The organism is Rossellomorea sp. H136, from assembly GCF_056838065.1.
Genome location: NZ_CM166371.1, coordinates 411894 through 430501, shown reverse-complemented (window position 1 = coordinate 430501; position 18608 = coordinate 411894). Strand labels below are relative to the sequence as shown.

The following is an 18608-nucleotide window of genomic DNA, read 5'->3' as shown; positions in this document are numbered from 1 at the left end:
AGTCAATAATATTCCGAAAATTTAAAAATTAATACTAGTATAGACGGTATTGTTGATGATTTCTAGAGGATTTGCGGGAAAATATTTTTGTTATGGGGTTGGTGAACGTGATGAGGAGTACAGATTTTAAAATATTTGATGGATATTGGGACTTGGAGATTGGTGGGGAATGCTGAAACAAACCGTTAAATGGTCACTTAAATAACGGTTTCTATGAAAATCCAGCTTAGTTAATGGTTTCGTACTATAGTATTCCCCTTCGAATCTCTCTTTTTTACTTGTTGTGCCAGAATCTAGTAAACTTGTGCCACTTTAGCATTTGGTTGTGCCACTTTTATCTAAACTTGTGCCACTTTCACCAAAACTCGTGCCAAATTGTGACCACCACCATAAAAAAGACACTTCCCCAATAAAGGAAATGCGCCTTTTCACAACAATCTATTAAGATCCCACACTGCTACCTGATAGCTTCCTGAAAATCCCCTGGGCATCGTTCATCATTCTCTCAACCAATTCCTTCACCGTCGGGACATCCGATACTAGACCGGACACCTGGCCACCGTTGATAAATCCTTGATCCAGCTTCCCTTCAAATGCTCCAACACGATGATAATCTTCTGAGGTCATTTGACTGAACTCTTCAAGAGCGACCCCCTCTTGTTCTTTTTGGATCAATTGTGCGGCATAAGGCGTTTTCATAACCCTTCTAACCCTTCCGACAGAACGACCGACGATGACGGTGCTATCATCTTTTGCTTCCACTAGTGTCGTTTTATAGTTTTCATGAAAAGGAGCTTCCTGGGTAGCGATGAATCGGGTACCCATTTGCACACCACTGGCACCAAGGGCAAGCATGGAAGCGAGTCCCCTGCCATCACCGATTCCTCCTGCTGCGACCACTGGAATGCCCACGGTATCGACGAGTTGTGGAATAAGGGCAAGCGTTGTTGTTTCAAGATTGGAGTTGATCCCTGCAGCCTCATATCCTTCTGCCACGATCACATCTGCACCGGCGTCTTCCGCTTTCTTTCCTTGCTTTTTAGAAGCGACGACACAGATCACTTTTACGTTGTGTTCATGAAAATAGGGAATGAGCGGGGCAGGATTTCCTGCTGATAAGGAAACGACCGGTATTCCATGTGTCATCACTAAGCGGATCATCTCTTCCAAGTGAGGAGTTATAGAGATTGGGATGTTTAGAGCGAAAGGCTTACTGGTTCTCCTTTTCGTTTCCACGATGATCTTTTCCACTTCCTCCACGCCCATGGTGCCGACTCCGATTGTACCGAGCGCCCCGGCCTCCGAGATTGCCGCCGTCAAGGGAGCGTTGCTGATGTTCCCCATGCCACCTTGAATGATTGGATATTTTATATGTAATACGTTCGTTAGGTTATTCATTATAATCCCCCTTCGTTAAATTAATGTTATACTTTTTGGAATTGTACGACAAGTACCGAAAAGAATTTCCATCAATTTGAATTATTTATTGACATTTCATTCCAAAACACATATTCTAAAATCAGCTACTTTGTAAAACAAGGTAGTTGTGTTTTACATCAGTACCTTGTATTGCAATGTATTAAAAAAGGAGGCACTATATGTCTATCCGCAGTCAGCTATTAAAGGGTATATTAGATGGTTGCGTCCTATCTGTGATTGAAAAAGAGCCGGTCTACGGATATGAACTTTCTAAAAAATTGCAGTCTTCCGGTTTACAGGATGTGAGCGAAGGGACCATTTATCCAGTGTTATTACGACTTCAGAAAAATAACCTGATCCGTGGGGAAATGCAGCCATCTGATTCCGGACCTAACCGAAAATACTATTATTTAACAGAAAAAGGACATTCAGCACTCTCTGATATATCAAGAGAATGGGAACAAATCGTATCACCCGTCACAGCACTATTAAAAAGGGGGAACCATGATGATTGAAGCAAAGCAGTTAATTGAATTGAACAATCAAAAACGAACAGGATTGTCGGAAGAGAACGAAAAGTATTATTCGGATTTTCTGATATACATGCGCCTACAACTTTCATTATCGGAACAGCAGACCGAGGAAATATTAATGGAAATCCTGGATCATATTATTGACGGGCAGCGTGAAGGGAAAACAGCCAGAATGATTTTAGGGGATGATCCTAAGGCTTACGCTGATGATATCATCGAACAGCTTCCTACAGAAAAGAAGAGAAGTATCGTGGCATTCGTATCATCTTTAGCCATTAACTTATTGGGGTACTTCATGATAATTCGAGGACTCTTATTATTGATTGGGCCGATGTTTAAAGAAATAAGCAGTGAAGTATATCCACTCACTTCCGGCATATTGGCACTTATCACCTTCATTTCCAGTTTGGTTGGGGTAAAAATCATTTTCTCGATCATTAAACATTCTTTATTTAAGGAGAAACAAACCCCTGTGAAAGATTCCATTAAAGCAGGTACAATGGGTATGGTATCGATGGGCATCATAATTTGCGCTACTTACCTCCTGCCTGACCTTGGTCCATCTTTCCTTTTTCCGTGGTATGCTTCTTTCATTACCGGGGCACCATTATTTGGTATTTCTTATCTTCTGAAAAAATAGAGGTCCGTCCCTCAAAAAACCACTTGCCAAACCGGCAAGTGGTTTTGATCAGTCTAATAGTAATGGATGCGTCATGACGTTGTAGCTCAGGTCTTTGTTTTTCAGTTCGTTGCCGTCTTCGAATACACTTTCGAAGAATCGTGAGGCCGGTTCAGCAAGTTCTTTGTAGTATTCTCCGAAGAGCGAGGCTGCGTGCGCCCCGAGCCATTTTTTAGGCAGAAGTTCTTCAGGTAGACCAGGATCCACAAAGAGGAATTTACGGTATTCGTGGACGAGCTTCGTTCTTTCCACGAAGCATTCAGCATCGGTCATTTGTCCTTTCCCGATTTTACTCTTATCAATCATGTATTGTTGACTGTAATGGGAAATGAATTCCTGGTAGCGATCATTGATCTCATTCAGGTCCCAGCTTTTTTCGATCAACCGTTGATTCTCATGTGGACCTTCGTATTCGGCGATGAAGAAATCGACGTACTCTTTAATATCGTATTTTCCAATCAGGGATTGTACTTGTTTTTCCAAATTGTTAGGAGAGATCCAAGTACTCGTCGAAAGGGTTCCAAAGCCGCTCCAGACAAGTTCTTTCCTCAGTTCGTCCCGGATGCTCCTTATTTCTTCAGGGATTGAGTACATAAGGATTCTCCATTTACCGTCCCATTGTTCAGGCTTCAGCTTGAAGATCCTGTTTGCCGCTTCTTCCATTCGGATCACGCCGCGTTCTGTGAGGGAGTAGTAGCTTTTGTTCCCTTGTTTCTCTGCCCGGACCCAACCTTGCTTATTCATTCTTGAAATGGCTGCCCGGACTGCTTGATCGTTGTGACCGAATTCATTCAGAAGACGTATCAAACTGCCGATCCATATCTTATTGCCATAGTGTCGTATGTAATCCCCATATAGTGTAAAGATCATTGATCGTGTATTCATCGGTGCCTCTCCTTTAGATAATATTCCGTTTGTTTATGACGTTTAATTTACGTTTGATTTATATATTATCATAAACTTTCTATGAAAATAAATGAATATTCATGATTTTTAAGTTTGAATGAATTTCAGGCACAAAAAAATCAGGCTCACTTACAGAGCCTGACCCTCAATGATACACCCTCAACATCTCCAGCATCTTAACAAATTCATATGTATTGATAACCTGTTCCTTCGACCAATTCCCCTCGATCCATGTTACAAGCTCTTCCTGGCTGTTAAACACTTCCCCGCTCGTATCGGCTTTCCTTATTAAATACCTTCCGTTATCCTCATCCGCGACTACGAGACAAGGAATCTCGCTTTCTTTTGTCATAATTTCAAATTCCATCTCACTCACCTCACTTCTATCTTTTCTAAAAAGGGGCGATTCTAATCACAAAAAGAGCCCTGCACATACAGGACTCAAACTATTAAGTTTCAATATTCTCTACTAAAGTCGCAATCCCCTGGCCGACACCAATACACATGGTAGATAAGCCGTACCGTACCTTTCTCTTTTTCATTTCATACAGAAGGGTGGTAAGGATACGTGCTCCACTTGCTCCAAGTGGATGACCGAAGGCGATCGCTCCTCCATTGACATTGACGATTTCTTCATTCAACCCTAGCTCTCGGATGCAGGCAATGGATTGTGCTGCGAATGCTTCATTGAGCTCCACTAAGCCGATTTGGTCAAGGGCAAGGCCCGACCGTTTCAGTACCTTCTGAGTGGCATAGATCGGTCCCAGTCCCATCACAGATGGTTCAAGCCCTGAAGTGGCCGATGTCATGTAGCGGGCCAGCGGAGTAACGCCTAATTCTTCTGCCTTCTCCCTGCTCATTAATAACAGAGCAGATGCACCATCATTGACTCCTGATGCATTCCCTGCCGTCACCGTTCCACCTTGGAATAACGGCTTAAGCTTCTGCAGTTTTTCACTATTGGTATCGGGTCTTGGGTGTTCATCGAACTGAAACGTTGAAAGGTTCCCTTTTCTGTCACGTAACTCGACGGGCACGATTTCCGTTTTAAACCGTTCTTCATCCATGGCTCGTTTCGCTTTCATTTGGCTCCAGTAAGCAAAGTGATCTTGTTCTTCCCTCGAAATGCCGAACTGTTTCGCCACGTTTTCGGCTGTTTCCGGCATGGAATCGGTCCCGAATTTTTCTTTCAGACGGGAATTAACGAAGCGCCATCCGATCGTCGTATCGAACATTTCCATATTGCCTCTTGGGAAATCCTTTGAAGGCTTTGCCATGACGTAAGGAGCACGGGTCATACTTTCGGTCCCGCCGGCAATGAAAACATCCCCTTCATTAACCAAAATGGCTCTCGCCGCATAGTTAACAGCGTCCAGCCCAGAACCGCATAAACGGTTGATGGTGGTTGCACCGACATCAACAGGGAGACCTGCCAGAAGTGTCGACATTCGGGCTACGTTCCTGTTGTCCTCTCCGGCACCGTTTGCATTTCCAAGTACCACCTCTTCAATCGTATCCACCGGGACGAGGGGATTACGTTCGACGAGCGCTTTAATAACATGAGCACCCAAATCATCAGGACGCACCCCTTTTAAAGAGCCTTTGTATTTTCCAATCGGGGTACGGACGGCATCGACAATGACAACCTCTCTCATGACTGATGCTCCTTTTCCTTTGTTTCCGAGTAATCATAAACACCCTTACCCGTTTTTCGGCCAAGACGTCCTGCTTTCACATATTTCTCTAAAAGAGGCGCTGGACGATACTTTTCACCAAGCTTTTCATGAAGGTACTTAAGATTATTCAATCGTGTATCCAGTCCGACTAAATCTCCCAGCTCAAACGGACCCATCGGAAATTTTAGTCCGAGCTTGATTGCTTTATCGATTTCTTCAGGAGAACCGAGTCCTTCCTGGAGCATGTAAAAGGCTTCATTCCCAACGAGGGCAGAGATTCTGCTTGTGACAAAACCAGGGAACTCATTGATGACCACCGTTTCTTTCCCCATCAGGCGGGCTACTTGCTGGATGACCTCCGTCGTTTCATCACTTGTTTCCAATCCCTTCACGATTTCAACGAGTGGCATTTTATGTACGGGATTGAAAAAGTGCATGGCAATGACTTTGTCAGGTCGTTTCGTAAATGAGGCAATTTCCGTCGGACTCATGGTGGAAGTATTTGTTGCCAAATAACAATACTCAGGTGCATGCGCGTCCAGCACTTCAAATACGCCACGCTTGATATCTGTCTTTTCCGGAACGGCTTCGATGACCACATCGGCATCCCGTACGGCAATCGAAAGATTCGTTGAATAGCTCATAAGCTCTTTCGCTTCTACATACTGCTGCTGAGTGAGCTTATTCCTTTCTATTCCTTTTTGGAAAATGAGCTGAATCTCATTCCTGGCATGATCCAACTGCTCTTGTTTAATATCAACCAGTGTGGTCCTGAAGCCTCCTGTCGCACTTACATAGGCGATCCCTCTTCCCATTACTCCGGAACCAACTACCACGATATGCTGCGTCATGTTTGCTTTCCCCTTTCTTGCAATAAGGGGTTGACCCTGATAGGACAACCCCCTGCTTGTTAATGTCTTCTTACACGCCAAATGGATTTAACGGACGGTTTCCGAAGTAAGAAATGATACTCTTTGTTTCTGTGTAAAGATCGAGCGTTTCAACGCAAAGCTCACGGCCGAATCCTGACTGCTTGTAGCCTCCGAATGGAGTACCCGGGAATGCGGAGAACGGGCAGTTCACCATCACGATTCCGGCTTGGATCGCTTTTGATACTCTTGTCGCACGGCCATGGTTTTGAGTCCATACCGCTGAACCAAGACCATATTCGCTATCGTTGGCCATTTTAATCGCTTCTTTTTCATCTTTGAATTTCATTACCACCACAACGGGTCCGAAGATTTCTTCTTTTACAACCTTCATGTCGTGATTCACATCTGTAATGATGGTTGGCTCATACCAATAGCCTTTTTCGAAGCCTTCAACCTTCGCAGGGCTTCCCCCGAATAAGATCGTTGCCCCTTCTTCTTTGGCTGATTGAACATAACCGTCGATCGTGTCCAGCTGGTCCTGATTGATGATCGCCCCGATATGAGTACCTTTATCGTGAGGGTCGGCCAGTTTCAGCTTCTTCGTCTTCTCAACGAATTTCTCCATGAACTCATCGTAGATATCTTCATGTACATACAGTCTGGATCGTGCTTCACAGGACTGGCCTGTATTATAGAAGATTCCGAACAGGGAACCATCCACCGCTGCATCGACATCTGCATCTTCAAATACGATGTTTGGTGACTTCCCACCTAATTCAAGAGTGACTCTCTTTAGGGTTTGAGACGCCTTTTCCATGATATTTTTACCGATAGGAGTGGAACCTGTGAAGGCTACCTTATCAACCTTTTCATGCTCAACTAAGTAATTACCGACAGAAGATCCTGCACCCGGGATGATGTTGACAACCCCTTCAGGCACACCGGCTTCGATACAGATTTCACCCAAGACAATCGCTGTCAATGGTGTAAGAGTTGCTGGTTTCACCACAACCGAGCAGCCTGACGCAATGGCAGGAGCAATTTTCCACGCCGCCATCATCAATGGATAATTCCACGGAATGATTTGAGCACATACACCGACCGGCTCTTTCTCCGCAACATTCATGAATTGCCCTGGTACATTATTCACCGTTCCACGATGGCCCACAATCGCTCCTGCATAGAATTCAAAGTCTTCGATCGCTTGCATCACTTGACCTTGTGCGGCAGATAGTGATTTCCCGCTATCCATGATCTCAAGAGAGACAAGTTCATTAAAACGTGATCTCATAATGCCTGCAATTTTATTGAGCACGCGGGAACGCTTATTGATCGGGAACTTCTTCCACTTACCGTAGTCAAACGCGTTTCTCGCTGCTTCAACCGCGTTTTCAGCATCTTTTACAGATGCCAGTGAAACGGTGGCAATCGCCTCACCTGTCGCTGGATTGTACGTCGTAAAGGTTTCACCTGAACCGCTTTCCATACGTTGGCCGTTGATCACCAATGAATAATGTTCTCTTTTCATTTCAAGGACTTCAAAGCTTTGCTCTTTTACTGTAGACATAACTCCATCTCCTTTTTGATTGAATTATTTTCCGTGAAAGGCTGGCCTTCTTTTCTCCATAAATGCTGTCACACCTTCGCGGTGATCTTCTGTCTGGCCTGCGATCCGTTGGGCACAGGCTTCTTTTTCTAAGTATTCGTTGAAGGATAGATCCGCACTCACCTTTAATAAACGCTTCATCAAGCCGATTGCTTTCGTTGGCATGACGGCGATTCTTTCGGCAAACGCAGTCGTCTCTTCCTGCCACTCTTCAAGTGATATGATTTTCGTGACAAGACCTAGCTTTTCTGCATCGATCGCCTTTATCTTCTCTCCAAACACCGCCAGTTCCAGCGCTTTTGCGTAGCCAACAATCTTTGATAAATAATAAAGATTCCCTGAATCCGGGACTAAACCGACATGCACAAATGCTTGCACAAAGCTCGCTTTCTCAGACACCAGCCTGAAGTCACAGGCAAGGGCCAGACTGAATCCCGCTCCTGCCGCCACTCCATTGACTGCGGCGATAACCGGCTTTTCACACTGCTCGATTTCTTTTACCATCGGTCCGTAGTTATGGCGCAGCACTTCACCATGATCCATGGATTCATCCACTTCACTTAGATCCTGTCCCGAGCAAAACGCCCTGCCTTCCCCCGTGATGACGATGGCTCTCACTTCTTCATTTCTCGAAGAATCTTTTATAGCCTTTTGGATCTCCAGATTAAGTTGACGTATGAAAGCGTTCAGCTTATCAGGACGATTCAAGGTAATCCAGGCTACGTTATTCTTCACTTCGTACTTAATCGTTTCAAACATGCGGCAGCCTCCTTATTTCCCTTTAAAATTCGGTTTCCGTTTTTCCACAAAAGCCTTCATGCCTTCTTTCTGATCTTCAGAGGCAAAGAGAAGATAGAAGTTCTTCCGCTCATATTGCATCCCTTCATAAATCGAAGAATCAACGGCTTTATGAACAGATTCTTTGATCAATCTCAAGGAAAGCGGCGGCTTTGCAGTTAATTTCTTCGCAAACTTCTCGGTTTCTTCTATTAATAATTCTTTCGCAATCGTTCGGTTGACGACTCCCCATTCAAGAGCTTGCGTGGCTGTAAACATGTCTCCGGACAACAACCATTCCATCGCTCTTGATTTCCCTATTAGCTTGGTGAGCCTTTGGGTTCCACCCGCTCCGGGCATGACACCAAGATTCACTTCAGGAAATCCGAAGCTTGCATCCTCAGAAGCGAATAGAATGTCGCAGCAAAGAGCTAACTCAAACCCGCCGCCTAATGTAAACCCCTGGACCGCTCCGATGATCGGCTTCTTGATCCAGGTAAGGCGGTCCCATTCAGTGAATTGATTCAAGAGTTCTAAATCAATGGCCCCGTCTTCCGCCATTTCATCAATGTCTGCTCCTGCAGCAAAGGCTCTGCCCCTACCTGATAAAACAATTGCTTTCACACTGTCGTTCCGGTCGAATGCCTCGAAAGCATTGACTAACTCCGATACCATAGGACGATTGATGGCGTTCAGAACTTTAGGTCTATTTAATTCAATAAAACCAAGTCCGTCCCTCTCGCTCACTACGATATATTCGTACTCTTTATTCATTCACTTCTTCACCGATCATAAGAGTGACTAACTCTGCGGCGAAGCCCATAAGGTCCTTCCCGGAGGCTTTGCCTTCATCGGATTTCATGGCTGCTTTCATCGCTTCATGATTGTCATAATACATTTCGCACATTAAGTAGTATTTGCCTTCTCCACCCATAGGTGAACCGACGATTCTCGTTACATCCATCTTTTTAAGGCCTGGAATTTTTGCCGTGATCGGAGCGTGGGTATTGAAGTAATGCTCATCAAATTTCTCTTTGTTTTCAGGGTGCTTATACAATGCGATTAGTTTTACCATAGTGGAATCTCTCCTTTGATTTTCAATAGTTTATTTTGGTTCTATTTGTAATAAGACAGTAGTAGTTGATTTCCGCTACAGGCGCTCACTTTCCGCGGGGCGGGCGGTGAGCCTCCTCGGCTTCGCCTGCGGGGTCTCACCTGTCCCGCTATTCCCGCAGGAGTCGCGCGCCTGCAGCGAGAAGCAACTTTCTGATAATTCGGTTTACTTTAACAAAACCTTACAAAACAACAATCTTTTAGAGCTTTTTAATAGATTTAGATAAAGGTGCTATAAGCAAAGACTTACTAAACACTTCACATCATCGTCGATATTGGCTTCATGGCTTCGAACGGGTTGCGGCATTGCTTGCAGTATAGAATGCTTCTGCAGGCGGTTGGACCGAACAGGTTCTCCATTGAAGTATAGGGGGAATCGCAATATGGGCAGTGAATCTCCCAATCTTCTTCCCCGTTGAATTGTTCAGGCGGGGGTGCGATACCGAATTCTTTCAGTCTCTCCCGTCCATTTTCCGTTAATCTGTCTGATGTCCAGGGAGGAGAATAAACAAATTGAACCTGTATAGATTGAATTCCAAGCTGATCCCGACACGCCTTCTCCACATTCCCTTTAATAATTTCCAATGCCGGGCAGCCTACAAAGGTTGGTAGGAGCTCAATCATCAGAGCACCTTCGTGGTGATGTATGCGATTGACCATTCCAAGATCTACAATGCTGATGGAATCAATTTCAGGATCTTTCACTGTTTGAAGAACTTCTAAAACGGTTGCAGTCATATTCCTTCATCCTTTACCAGCTTGCTGCGGGATTTGTGTTATAGACTTCGCTTAATGTGGAAAGTGCCGTATCCAGTTCAGGAGTGTGTTCACCTAAACGTCCATTCCCCTTTTTCATGCTTACATTCGGAGGAAAGGATAGTTGAGTGGATTGGAAAACCGGTTGAAGGGCAAGCTCCCATCGTTTCGATAAATTCTCTTCTCCTTCGATCAGCGCCATAATTGACATCTCTTTTCCCTTTGGCCCAAGGGTGAGTACTCCCTGGAATTCTTCCAATACTCGTTCAATCGCTTTATTCATTCGCTCCCTTGCTTCACCGCCGGCATTCATTAATTGAATGAACCAGGTTTTCCAGTGCAGCAGGTGATAATATAATTCTGTGTTGATTTTGATTGCCATTTCGGCAAGTGGTTCATAGGAGGAGTTCTTTAATGAGTCAATTCGTACCTTTTTGGCGACGCTGTAGAAATAATGTCTTACAACAGCAAAGGCCCAGTCGTAGCGGGGTTCTTGTAGGTAGTGCCCGGGTCCATTCACTTCTTCCAGTAAGATGGCATTTCTTCGTTCTGACGTCTTCCTTCCATGTGCCAGATGGTCCTGATCCCCTTCCCCTAACTCTTCAAGGAGCTGATAGAACATTGTGGCATGCCCCATCGTGTCTTGATTAATGGATGAAAACGCGACATCCTCTTCAATATGAGGAGCGAGTCCCAGCCATTCAGAACCACGATACGCAAGGATGAAATCATCGTCGGCCAGTTGATAGAGCAGGCTCAGAAGCGCTTCTTTATAATCTGCGTTCGGGATGTCATTTGGACTATTCACTTTCATTTCTTCTTCACCAACTCTCCCCATGACATGATTTCTTTCTCATCGAGCATTTCCTGTTCGTACTGTCTCCACTTCTTCTTCAGATAACCGTAGCCTTTGGCGTTCCGGTAATCTTTATTATCAAGACGGCCGACACTCTCTCTTTCCTCGGGTGTCATCATCCGGACGTCCGACCGCTTCACAACCCATATATCCGAGACCGGCTCTCTTCTCATGAAATTCTCTTGAGCCATCACCATGGCAAGCTCATGGTTGGGTGCTAACAGACTGAATTGATGCTGCATCTGCGCCCCGTCCGTCCTCTTACTAAACACTTCAAATTCCTGATAAAAGTTCTGCCCCTTGTCAGACATCCTCCTCATTCCTTTCTAGCTTACTTGGTCACTAGGGCTTAATGCTTCGCGAACCCACGCATTATTGTCGTAGGATAATTCTCTTAAACGAAGGCGATCCTTTGATTTCGGACCTTTGTTCCGAATGATTTCCTTGAAGCGGTTCCAGTCGGGCTGCTTATAGATCCATAAGTCCTTTTCTTCATCGAAGTACATCGTCTCATCTGGAAGAGTCAGTCCTAACGAGAGCATCCTTGGAACATATTTCGTGAAAAAGTCCTGTCTCAGCTGTTCATTTGTTTTCGTCCGGATGTTGTATTTAATGGTGATGTCCTGTTTAGAGGAACCTGTCGTTTTCGCATCACCCGGTCCAAAGAACATAAGAAGCGATTCCCACCAGCGGTCAACTGCATCCTGAACTAATACTCTTTGATCGTGAGTTCCTTCTGCCAGAGCCATGATGATGGCTTCACCATGCTGTGCGTGGAACACTTCTTCTGCACATATTCGCTTCAACGCCCGGGCATATGGACCGTATGAAGCATGGAGCATATTCGTCTGTGTGATGATCGCTGCCCCGTCCACAAGCCAGCCGATCAATCCAGCGTCTCCCCAGGTAGGTGCTTCCATGTGAAAGACGTTATGAAACTTTAAATCTCCTGAAAACAAATCTCTCATAATGTGCTCACGTGTTTTCCCGTAAGGCTTCATTAAATCTTCCGCTACGCGAAGCAAAAGCTGTCCATGGCCCATCTCGTCCTGAACCTTCGCCATGATTCCAAGCTTCCTTCTTAGTGTAGGTGCTTTCGGTACCCACTCCTTCTCGGGAAGCGCCCCCATGATTTCACTGATCCCATGCATGGATATCAGCTTGATCAGTGCATTCCGATACTCATCAGGCATCCAATCATCCGCTTCAATCTTTTCATCATTTTCAATCTTTCTCATAAAATGAGTCATACGCTCTTCTTCCGTCAGATGTTGGTTTGATAATACGTCACTCACTGTAGCTCCTCCTTTATCACACAGTTAATACGCGGGTGCTATATTGTGTGATAACTATTTTTCTCAAAAAAATTTATTGAAACATGGCTTCTCCTCTAAGATCCACAATCCGGATGGCTTTCCCATCTGAACGGGGGATTTCTTTCGGTTCCCTGATTTTCACATCCATGGAAACATAGCAACGATCTTTCATGAGGCTTTTCACTTTTGCTTCCAATTGATTGAATCCTTCATGCTTTATGTCTTGAGACATTCCTTGGTAGCATTCATCCGTTACCTCAACCTGCAACTCCACCAAATCGAGTGCCCCTTTTTTCTTTAAGTGAACCTGATAATGTGGTGCAAGCTCACTTATCTGAAGCAGGAAGTGTTCCATTTCTGATGGAAACACGTTCACTCCCCTGATGATGAGCATGTCATCCACTCTTCCCTTGACACGTGACATCTTCACCGTCGTTCTTCCACACGAGCATCTCCCGTGCTTAATCGAAGCAATATCACCGGTTCTATAACGGATGATTGGAAAGGCTTCCTTCGTTAAACTTGTAAATACAAGCTCACCGACTTCCCCCTCTGGTAAAGGCTCTAACGTATCAGGGTTAATGACCTCCACCAGGAAATGATCCCCTGCAATATGAAGGCCATCCTGAGCTTCGTGGCATTCCATGGCAACTCCCGGGCCGATGACTTCACTTAAGCCATAAATGTCACACGCTTTAATATCGAGCTTTCTCTCCAACGTTTCTCTCATTGCATTCGACCAGGGCTCGGCCCCGAATATTCCATATCCTAAGGATAGTGAAGCCGGATCCTTCCCTTGCGCCTCCATTGTTTCTGCTAAATTGAGGACGTAGGATGGCGTGCCGCATATGACCGTCGGCTGGAAGTCTTCCAGCAAGGTTATTTGCCTGGACATGTTTCCGCCTGATACCGGCACCGTGATCATCCCAAGCTTCTCACTTCCATAATGAAGTCCCAAACCTCCTGTAAACAGTCCGTATCCGTATGCATTATGCAGGACATCCCCCGGTTTTCCACCTGACATGGCAATGGCCCGGGCCACAATTTCTCCCCACATGTTGATATCGTTCTGGGTATACCCTACAACCGTTGGCTTTCCACTTGTTCCGGAAGATGCATGGACCCTTACCATTTCTTCACGCTTGACAGCGAACAGGCCAAAAGGGTAATGATCGCGTAAATCCCCCTTTTTTGTAAGCGGTAACATTTCGAGGTTTGACAAAGACTTTATATCCTGTGGTTTCAGACCTCTCAGGTCAAATTGTTCACGGTAAAAAGGGACTCGTTCATACACATAAGCAGCAATATGTTGTAATCTCTCTAGTTGAAGGCGTTCCATTTGCGATCGACTGGCAGTTTCAATCTCATGCAATATCAACGTATCGGCCTCCTGTCACAATATAAAAATATATTTATATAACGTTATTAATTCGTTTATGTAAATATGTGTTATATTCATCTACTCAAAAGATAACGTTTCTGCTGAACATTGTCAATATATTTTCAGAAAATTTCATCAAAGCAAATTCGGGGACGGATAGGTGAGAAGTGAGCTTGTGGAAGGGTATCTTTATTGGATGTGGGCATAAAGGGGTATGAAAATCCGTTTCGCCGTTAAATTTGGAATTTCGCCGATAAAAGTGAGATTTCGCCGTTATAATCAGAATTCCGCTGATAAAATCAAAAATTCGCCGTTATTTGTACCCAAGTGATATAAACCAACTAAAGCATGGGTAAAATTTAACCTCAGGTGCTTACCTTGAGGGACAGAAAAATGCAAATCACCCTTTATAGGTTCTATTTTCTAAAAAATATTACATTTTTCCTAAGTAAACGTCACTTTCTTCATGTCTTAAGGTGTTGATTTGTAGCTCCAAATCGTGATTACCAACCATTCTCCTTTCTTATACACCAAAGGTTCCCCCCAAAAGAAGGACATCCCATACCAATAGAGAAATCTTACATATAACAAGGAGGCTATAAAATGACCACATACGAAGGAACAAGGTAGATCCAGGTTTTAGAGTTGGAAATCATGGAAAAGAAAAAGCAGCTTGCACAGCTACGCAAAGAACAAACGCCGCAAAAGGTTAAAAACTACCTCTTTTTAACAACTGATCAAAAAACCGTTACACTAGAGGAACTTTTTAAAGACAAAGATGAACTTATTATCATCCATAACATGGGGAGGGATTGCCGCTATTGTTCCATGTGGGGGGGGGTGGCTTTAATGGGGTGTATCATCATTTGTTAAGCCGTTGTGAATTTGTTCTATCCTCTCCAGACGACCCGGCCGTTCAAGAAAACTTTGCGGCTTCAAAAGGGTGGTCCTTTCCACTTGTATCATCGAAAGAAAACACTTTTTCACAAGATCTCGGATTTAAAAACGTGAAAACCTCCATGCCAGGGGTATCCACTTTCAAGAAAAGTGAAGAAGGAACGATTTATCATTGCAGCCCCGCTTATTTCGGGCCTGGAGATGAATATTGCGTCATTTATTCCTTACTGGATTTATTGCAGGCACCATCAGAAGATTTTGTCCCTCAGCTGAAGCATAACCATCGTTCATCCTTTCAGCTCACTAATAATGTTGCAGTTGGAGTGAATCATTATCATGAGGCGATTCAATTTTACACGAATATCATTGGAATGAAGGTTGAAGAACGGGGCTCAAATGAAACAAAGTTCTCGATGAATGGTCGGAATTTCTTCATTGAAGATAGTGATCATAACACCGTGCATTTCGAATTTGCTGTGGATGATTTTGAAAGAAGTAAGCGAAAGCTTCTGGACAGCGGCTGCAAGGTAGATCACGTCTATCATGCGAAAAGTGAAATGATATCTGACCCGTTTGGATTGAAGTTTCATTTGTATGAGGTACGAAAAACCAACTAATAAAAAGCTTGCTTTGAAATTCAAAGCAAGCTTTTCTTATTATTCAGTAGCCGGTTTAAGCGTTGTCTCCTCTTTGATCGCTTCTTCCTGCAACTCTTTATCTCGTTTAATTCTTCCATTGCCGACTGATAGGGCTACTCCTACGCCAATAGCGATGAATATTAAACCTGTTAAGAATACAGTTGTGAAGGCATCTGACCATGCTGTTTCAATGGAAGCAATCACGATGCTGCCTACCTCTTTTGGAACATCCAGTAAACCAGGTGTTACAAGCAGTCCGAACAGGGCATCTGTTTTCTCACTTAACCCTGCAAGAATCTGACTTGCAGCTGGATTATCCTGCTGTGCCGTCACATCCTTCATATTCTCTTGAAGTGATTGATTCATAACGGCATTCAATACTGTAATCCCAATCGTTCCACCAATCGAACGGAAGAAGGTGGCCGATGATGTGACAGCCCCCAATCGGGACTTAGGGAATTCATTTTGAACAGCAATCATAAGTGTTGGCATCACCAGACCCATTCCAAATCCCATGACCACCATAAAAAAGTATGCTGTATATTCTTTAGAATCCGGTCCCATCGTACTCATCAAGAAAAAGCCGACTACTGTAGTGAGCATACCTGCCGTAAGAACGGTGCGGTATTTCAGTTTCAGTAATAATCTGCCTCCGATGATGCTTGCCAAAATCATCGCGATCATCATTGGAGTCATGGTAGAACCTGCCTGGGTTGGTGTAACTCCGAGAATCCCCTGCATGAACATCGGTACAAACATAATCGCTCCGAACATTCCTAGACCCAGCAGGAAACCTAACGCATTCGTCGTCGCAAACACTCTATTCTTAAACAGGCTTAGATCCAGGATTGGTTCTTTTGCTTTGTTTTCGATGAAACCAAACAGAAGCAGTAACACGATGGAACCACCAAAAATCAGAAAGCTTGTTCCTGACGTCCACTCGAATTTGTCTCCTCCGAAATTCAAGCCTATCAATAAAAGCACTAACGCCGGAATCAGGGTAATGATCCCTAAATAATCTATGCTCACCTTATCTGTCGGGCGTCCAACGTTTTCATACTTCAAACCGATGAACAATAGAAGCGCAGATAATAAACCAAATGGTACGTTAATCAAGAAAATCCAGTGCCAGCTGATTGTATCAACGATAAAGCCCCCAATAAATGGACCGATAACGGAGCTTAAACCGAATAGCGCTCCAAACACCCCCTGCCACTTGGCGCGCTGCTCAGCCGTGAAGATATCTCCAATGATCGTTTGGGATAGAGGCATGATCATTCCTCCACCAATCCCTTGAAGACCGCGATATAACACAAGCTGTTCCATGGAAGTGGCCGTTGCACACAGTCCCGATCCAATGATAAAAATGATGACTCCGATTAAATACAATAATCTCCTGCCATATAAATCCGATAATTTCCCGACAATCGGAGTAACGGTAGTAGAAGTAATCAGATAAGCCGTGGTCACCCACGCAAAAATGGAAAAACCGTTCAATTCAGCAATGATCGTTGGCATCGCTGTCCCTACTACGGTTTGTTCGAGGGCACTAAAGAACATCCCTATGATTAAGCCGGTCAGAACTAAGCGTTTATTGATCCCTGGTTGTATGGACATAATATGTTTCTCTCCTTATTCTTCTGTTGTTTGATTTTCCACGGCTGAAGCGAGCTTTTCATATATCATGACAAGTTGATTGACGTCTTCTTCATCAAGAAAAGCCAGATAACGGGAAAAAATTTCTCTTCTTTTGGCTTTCGCCTTCTCAAAAACCTCACGCCCCGCTGCTGTTAGATCCAATTTTACGGTGCGTCGGTCCTTTTCATCCCTTTCCCGGGTGACAAAGTCATTTTTGAGTAATCGGTCGATCATGACCGTAATCGCACTGGGCTTTACGTCCAGCCTATCTGCAAGCTCCGTCGATTTTGTACCTTCTGATTCAGATAAGAGATAAAGAATATAAAACTGAGGACCTGTTATATTCATTTCATTTAATGAAGAAGTCAGATCTTGTTGAATATGTCTGTTCGAGATTTGAAATGCATTGAACAATCGATCTATATAAGAATGCTGGATATACTTCGGGTCCATCTTGCTCCTCCACTTCTATTCATAACATTAATATTTAACCTATTTAAATATTAATTAGGTTATGTAAAAAAGTCAACGATTTTTTCTCCCCAACATTCGTTCAAAAAAAAGTCAGAAAAAATTCATAATAAAAACTTTTATACGTAAATGCTTACATGTGAATTTACCATTTACATCCTAGTATTCACTCTTTATAATCGGGTTGATTGTTTTTCAACTACTGTTACTGAAAGGAGCTTGCTCCACGATGAAACAAGTTCAATCCCTACTAAACATAACTCTTGGCGCTTTCTTGATTGCGTTGAATATACATTTTTTCTTATCACCAAATAAGGTCGGTACAGGCGGAACGAGCGGGGCTGGTATCGTTCTATCACCATTCATGGACTTACCTGTTGGTGTTATTATGTTTTCACTTGATATGATTCTATTCATTCTCGGCTTACTTTTGATTGGCCCGGGTTTTGGCCTAAAGTCGGTTTTCGCAAGCCTCTCATTAAGTGGAATGGTATGGGCTTTAGAGGTTTTTCTTCCCCTCTACGATCCCATCGGCCATGACGTGCTCATCCAAATTGTGATTGGCACCCTCATTGGGGCCATTGGTGTCGCCATGATCTTTAACCAAGAAGCCTCTGCTGGTGGAACTGGAGTTCTTGCGAAGATTATTCACAAGTTCACTGGTCTTGAGCTCGGACGGGCTGTCCTCGCTTCGGATATTCTAATTGTCATTTCATCTGCCTGGTTCTTCGGACTGCAGATCGGATTATATGCATTCTTTGGATTGTTATTAAAAGGAATGATGATTGACCGGACCCTTCAATTTTTCAATGAAAACAAAGAAGTGGTGATCATCAGCAAACACAGTGAACAAATTAAGCAATTTATCGTTGGAGACCTTAAAAAAGGGGCCACTCTCCATTCAGCAAAAGGGGCTTTTTCAGATGACCAAAAAGAAGTCATCACAACCATTCTTGGTCGTAAAGAATTCTCGAAATTGAAATCATATATTCAATCAACCGATGATAAAGCATTTATCACCGTACACAGCATGAACGAAATTTGGGGACAGAATTTTAAATCATTTGCTTAAAA

At 43.9% G+C, this 18608-nt stretch carries 21 protein-coding genes; 5 read left to right on the top strand and 16 right to left on the bottom strand.

Features of this window, described 5'->3' with window-relative positions; all coding sequences use genetic code 11:
- Positions 1-441: 441 nt before the first annotated feature.
- Positions 442-1398 (bottom strand): NAD(P)H-dependent flavin oxidoreductase, encoded by a 957-nt coding sequence (locus ACYH0O_RS02250; protein WP_482630952.1) that lies wholly within the window; start codon positions 1396-1398, stop codon positions 442-444.
- A 200-nt stretch (positions 1399-1598) separates the two neighbouring features.
- Here ACYH0O_RS02250 and ACYH0O_RS02245 point away from each other — a divergent pair, with 200 nt between their 5' ends.
- Together ACYH0O_RS02245 and ACYH0O_RS02240 are read left to right on the top strand one after the other, a co-directional pair.
- Positions 1599-1934: a PadR family transcriptional regulator gene (locus ACYH0O_RS02245; protein WP_482630951.1), complete on the top strand. Its 336-nt coding sequence runs from the start codon at positions 1599-1601 to the stop codon at positions 1932-1934.
- A complete protein-coding gene (locus ACYH0O_RS02240) occupies positions 1924-2592 on the top strand; it encodes a DUF1129 family protein (protein WP_482630950.1) in 669 nt (222 codons plus the stop codon). Before ACYH0O_RS02245 ends, ACYH0O_RS02240 begins: the two co-directional genes overlap by 11 nt.
- A 48-nt stretch (positions 2593-2640) precedes the next feature.
- On the opposite strand, the gene paaX is transcribed toward ACYH0O_RS02240, so the two are convergent.
- From paaX to ACYH0O_RS02175, 13 genes are all read right to left on the bottom strand, one after another.
- Positions 2641-3516 (bottom strand): phenylacetic acid degradation operon negative regulatory protein PaaX, encoded by an 876-nt coding sequence (paaX, locus tag ACYH0O_RS02235; protein ID WP_482630949.1) that lies wholly within the window; start codon positions 3514-3516, stop codon positions 2641-2643.
- Positions 3517-3682: 166 nt separating this feature from the next.
- Positions 3683-3904 carry a hypothetical protein gene (locus ACYH0O_RS02230; protein ID WP_482630948.1) on the bottom strand — a complete coding sequence of 74 codons (222 nt, stop codon included), beginning with the start codon at positions 3902-3904 and terminating at the stop codon, positions 3683-3685.
- Positions 3905-3986: 82 nt separating this feature from the next.
- Positions 3987-5192 (bottom strand): thiolase family protein, encoded by a 1206-nt coding sequence (locus ACYH0O_RS02225; protein ID WP_482630947.1) that lies wholly within the window; start codon positions 5190-5192, stop codon positions 3987-3989.
- The gene (locus tag ACYH0O_RS02220) at positions 5189-6064 is read right to left on the bottom strand and encodes a 3-hydroxyacyl-CoA dehydrogenase (RefSeq protein ID WP_482630946.1); all 876 of its coding nucleotides are present in this window, start codon (positions 6062-6064) and stop codon (positions 5189-5191) included. Before ACYH0O_RS02220 ends, ACYH0O_RS02225 begins: the two co-directional genes overlap by 4 nt.
- A gap of 70 nt (positions 6065-6134) precedes the next feature.
- A complete protein-coding gene (locus ACYH0O_RS02215; RefSeq protein WP_482630945.1) occupies positions 6135-7652 on the bottom strand; it encodes an aldehyde dehydrogenase family protein in 1518 nt (505 codons plus the stop codon).
- 24 nt (positions 7653-7676) lie between these two features.
- The gene (locus tag ACYH0O_RS02210) at positions 7677-8450 is read right to left on the bottom strand and encodes an enoyl-CoA hydratase-related protein (RefSeq protein WP_482630944.1); all 774 of its coding nucleotides are present in this window, start codon (positions 8448-8450) and stop codon (positions 7677-7679) included.
- A 12-nt stretch (positions 8451-8462) separates the two neighbouring features.
- Complete coding sequence (locus tag ACYH0O_RS02205) at positions 8463-9242, bottom strand: enoyl-CoA hydratase/isomerase family protein (RefSeq protein WP_482630943.1); 780 nt, start codon at positions 9240-9242, stop codon at positions 8463-8465.
- On the bottom strand, positions 9235-9543 hold the full coding sequence (locus tag ACYH0O_RS02200) for an EthD family reductase (RefSeq protein WP_149154481.1): 309 nt from the start codon (positions 9541-9543) through the stop codon (positions 9235-9237). The genes ACYH0O_RS02205 and ACYH0O_RS02200 overlap by 8 nt, the downstream gene beginning before the upstream one ends.
- A 296-nt stretch (positions 9544-9839) precedes the next feature.
- On the bottom strand, positions 9840-10319 hold the full coding sequence (gene paaD, locus ACYH0O_RS02195) for a 1,2-phenylacetyl-CoA epoxidase subunit PaaD (RefSeq protein ID WP_482630942.1): 480 nt from the start codon (positions 10317-10319) through the stop codon (positions 9840-9842).
- A 13-nt stretch (positions 10320-10332) separates the two neighbouring features.
- Positions 10333-11175, bottom strand: a complete 843-nt coding sequence (gene paaC, locus ACYH0O_RS02190; RefSeq protein ID WP_482630941.1) for a 1,2-phenylacetyl-CoA epoxidase subunit PaaC — start codon at positions 11173-11175, stop codon at positions 10333-10335.
- The gene (gene paaB, locus ACYH0O_RS02185) at positions 11148-11504 is read right to left on the bottom strand and encodes a 1,2-phenylacetyl-CoA epoxidase subunit PaaB (protein WP_113968566.1); all 357 of its coding nucleotides are present in this window, start codon (positions 11502-11504) and stop codon (positions 11148-11150) included. The genes paaC and paaB overlap by 28 nt, the downstream gene beginning before the upstream one ends.
- 15 nt (positions 11505-11519) lie before the next feature.
- Positions 11520-12443 carry a 1,2-phenylacetyl-CoA epoxidase subunit PaaA gene (gene paaA, locus ACYH0O_RS02180; RefSeq protein ID WP_482632482.1) on the bottom strand — a complete coding sequence of 308 codons (924 nt, stop codon included), beginning with the start codon at positions 12441-12443 and terminating at the stop codon, positions 11520-11522.
- A 118-nt stretch (positions 12444-12561) separates the two neighbouring features.
- On the bottom strand, positions 12562-13887 hold the full coding sequence (locus ACYH0O_RS02175) for a phenylacetate--CoA ligase family protein (protein ID WP_482630940.1): 1326 nt from the start codon (positions 13885-13887) through the stop codon (positions 12562-12564).
- Between the two features lie 657 nt (positions 13888-14544).
- On the opposite strand from ACYH0O_RS02175, the gene ACYH0O_RS02170 reads away from it, so the two are divergent.
- Together ACYH0O_RS02170 and ACYH0O_RS02165 are read left to right on the top strand one after the other, a co-directional pair.
- Complete coding sequence (locus tag ACYH0O_RS02170; RefSeq protein WP_482630939.1) at positions 14545-14763, top strand: hypothetical protein; 219 nt, start codon at positions 14545-14547, stop codon at positions 14761-14763.
- Positions 14745-15404 carry a VOC family protein gene (locus ACYH0O_RS02165; RefSeq protein ID WP_482630938.1) on the top strand — a complete coding sequence of 220 codons (660 nt, stop codon included), beginning with the start codon at positions 14745-14747 and terminating at the stop codon, positions 15402-15404. Before ACYH0O_RS02170 ends, ACYH0O_RS02165 begins: the two co-directional genes overlap by 19 nt.
- 39 nt (positions 15405-15443) lie before the next feature.
- On the opposite strand, the gene ACYH0O_RS02160 is transcribed toward ACYH0O_RS02165, so the two are convergent.
- Positions 15444-17042: an MDR family MFS transporter gene (locus ACYH0O_RS02160; protein WP_482630937.1), complete on the bottom strand. Its 1599-nt coding sequence runs from the start codon at positions 17040-17042 to the stop codon at positions 15444-15446.
- A gap of 15 nt (positions 17043-17057) precedes the next feature.
- Positions 17058-17516, bottom strand: a complete 459-nt coding sequence (locus ACYH0O_RS02155; RefSeq protein WP_482630936.1) for a MarR family winged helix-turn-helix transcriptional regulator — start codon at positions 17514-17516, stop codon at positions 17058-17060.
- A gap of 247 nt (positions 17517-17763) precedes the next feature.
- Here ACYH0O_RS02155 and ACYH0O_RS02150 point away from each other — a divergent pair, with 247 nt between their 5' ends.
- Positions 17764-18606, top strand: coding sequence for a YitT family protein (locus ACYH0O_RS02150; protein WP_482630935.1), 843 nt, complete (start codon positions 17764-17766; stop codon positions 18604-18606).
- Positions 18607-18608 lie beyond the last annotated feature (2 nt).

What these genes read in the sequence shown, in the direction of transcription:
- ACYH0O_RS02250 (WP_482630952.1), bottom strand. Translation starts at nt 1,398, where the DNA reads ATGAATAACCTAACGAACGTATTACATATAAAATATCCAATCATTCAA.
- ACYH0O_RS02245 (WP_482630951.1), top strand. Translation starts at nt 1,599, where the DNA reads ATGTCTATCCGCAGTCAGCTATTAAAGGGTATATTAGATGGTTGCGTC.
- ACYH0O_RS02240 (WP_482630950.1), top strand. Translation starts at nt 1,924, where the DNA reads ATGATGATTGAAGCAAAGCAGTTAATTGAATTGAACAATCAAAAACGA.
- paaX (WP_482630949.1), bottom strand. Translation starts at nt 3,516, where the DNA reads ATGAATACACGATCAATGATCTTTACACTATATGGGGATTACATACGA.
- ACYH0O_RS02230 (WP_482630948.1), bottom strand. Translation starts at nt 3,904, where the DNA reads ATGGAATTTGAAATTATGACAAAAGAAAGCGAGATTCCTTGTCTCGTA.
- ACYH0O_RS02225 (WP_482630947.1), bottom strand. Translation starts at nt 5,192, where the DNA reads ATGAGAGAGGTTGTCATTGTCGATGCCGTCCGTACCCCGATTGGAAAA.
- ACYH0O_RS02220 (WP_482630946.1), bottom strand. Translation starts at nt 6,064, where the DNA reads ATGACGCAGCATATCGTGGTAGTTGGTTCCGGAGTAATGGGAAGAGGG.
- ACYH0O_RS02215 (WP_482630945.1), bottom strand. Translation starts at nt 7,652, where the DNA reads ATGTCTACAGTAAAAGAGCAAAGCTTTGAAGTCCTTGAAATGAAAAGA.
- ACYH0O_RS02210 (WP_482630944.1), bottom strand. Translation starts at nt 8,450, where the DNA reads ATGTTTGAAACGATTAAGTACGAAGTGAAGAATAACGTAGCCTGGATT.
- ACYH0O_RS02205 (WP_482630943.1), bottom strand. Translation starts at nt 9,242, where the DNA reads ATGAATAAAGAGTACGAATATATCGTAGTGAGCGAGAGGGACGGACTT.
- ACYH0O_RS02200 (WP_149154481.1), bottom strand. Translation starts at nt 9,543, where the DNA reads ATGGTAAAACTAATCGCATTGTATAAGCACCCTGAAAACAAAGAGAAA.
- paaD (WP_482630942.1), bottom strand. Translation starts at nt 10,319, where the DNA reads ATGACTGCAACCGTTTTAGAAGTTCTTCAAACAGTGAAAGATCCTGAA.
- paaC (WP_482630941.1), bottom strand. Translation starts at nt 11,175, where the DNA reads ATGGGGAGAGTTGGTGAAGAAGAAATGAAAGTGAATAGTCCAAATGAC.
- paaB (WP_113968566.1), bottom strand. Translation starts at nt 11,504, where the DNA reads ATGTCTGACAAGGGGCAGAACTTTTATCAGGAATTTGAAGTGTTTAGT.
- paaA (WP_482632482.1), bottom strand. Translation starts at nt 12,443, where the DNA reads ATGACTCATTTTATGAGAAAGATTGAAAATGATGAAAAGATTGAAGCG.
- ACYH0O_RS02170 (WP_482630939.1), top strand. Translation starts at nt 14,545, where the DNA reads ATGGAAAAGAAAAAGCAGCTTGCACAGCTACGCAAAGAACAAACGCCG.
- ACYH0O_RS02160 (WP_482630937.1), bottom strand. Translation starts at nt 17,042, where the DNA reads ATGTCCATACAACCAGGGATCAATAAACGCTTAGTTCTGACCGGCTTA.
- ACYH0O_RS02155 (WP_482630936.1), bottom strand. Translation starts at nt 17,516, where the DNA reads ATGGACCCGAAGTATATCCAGCATTCTTATATAGATCGATTGTTCAAT.
- ACYH0O_RS02150 (WP_482630935.1), top strand. Translation starts at nt 17,764, where the DNA reads ATGAAACAAGTTCAATCCCTACTAAACATAACTCTTGGCGCTTTCTTG.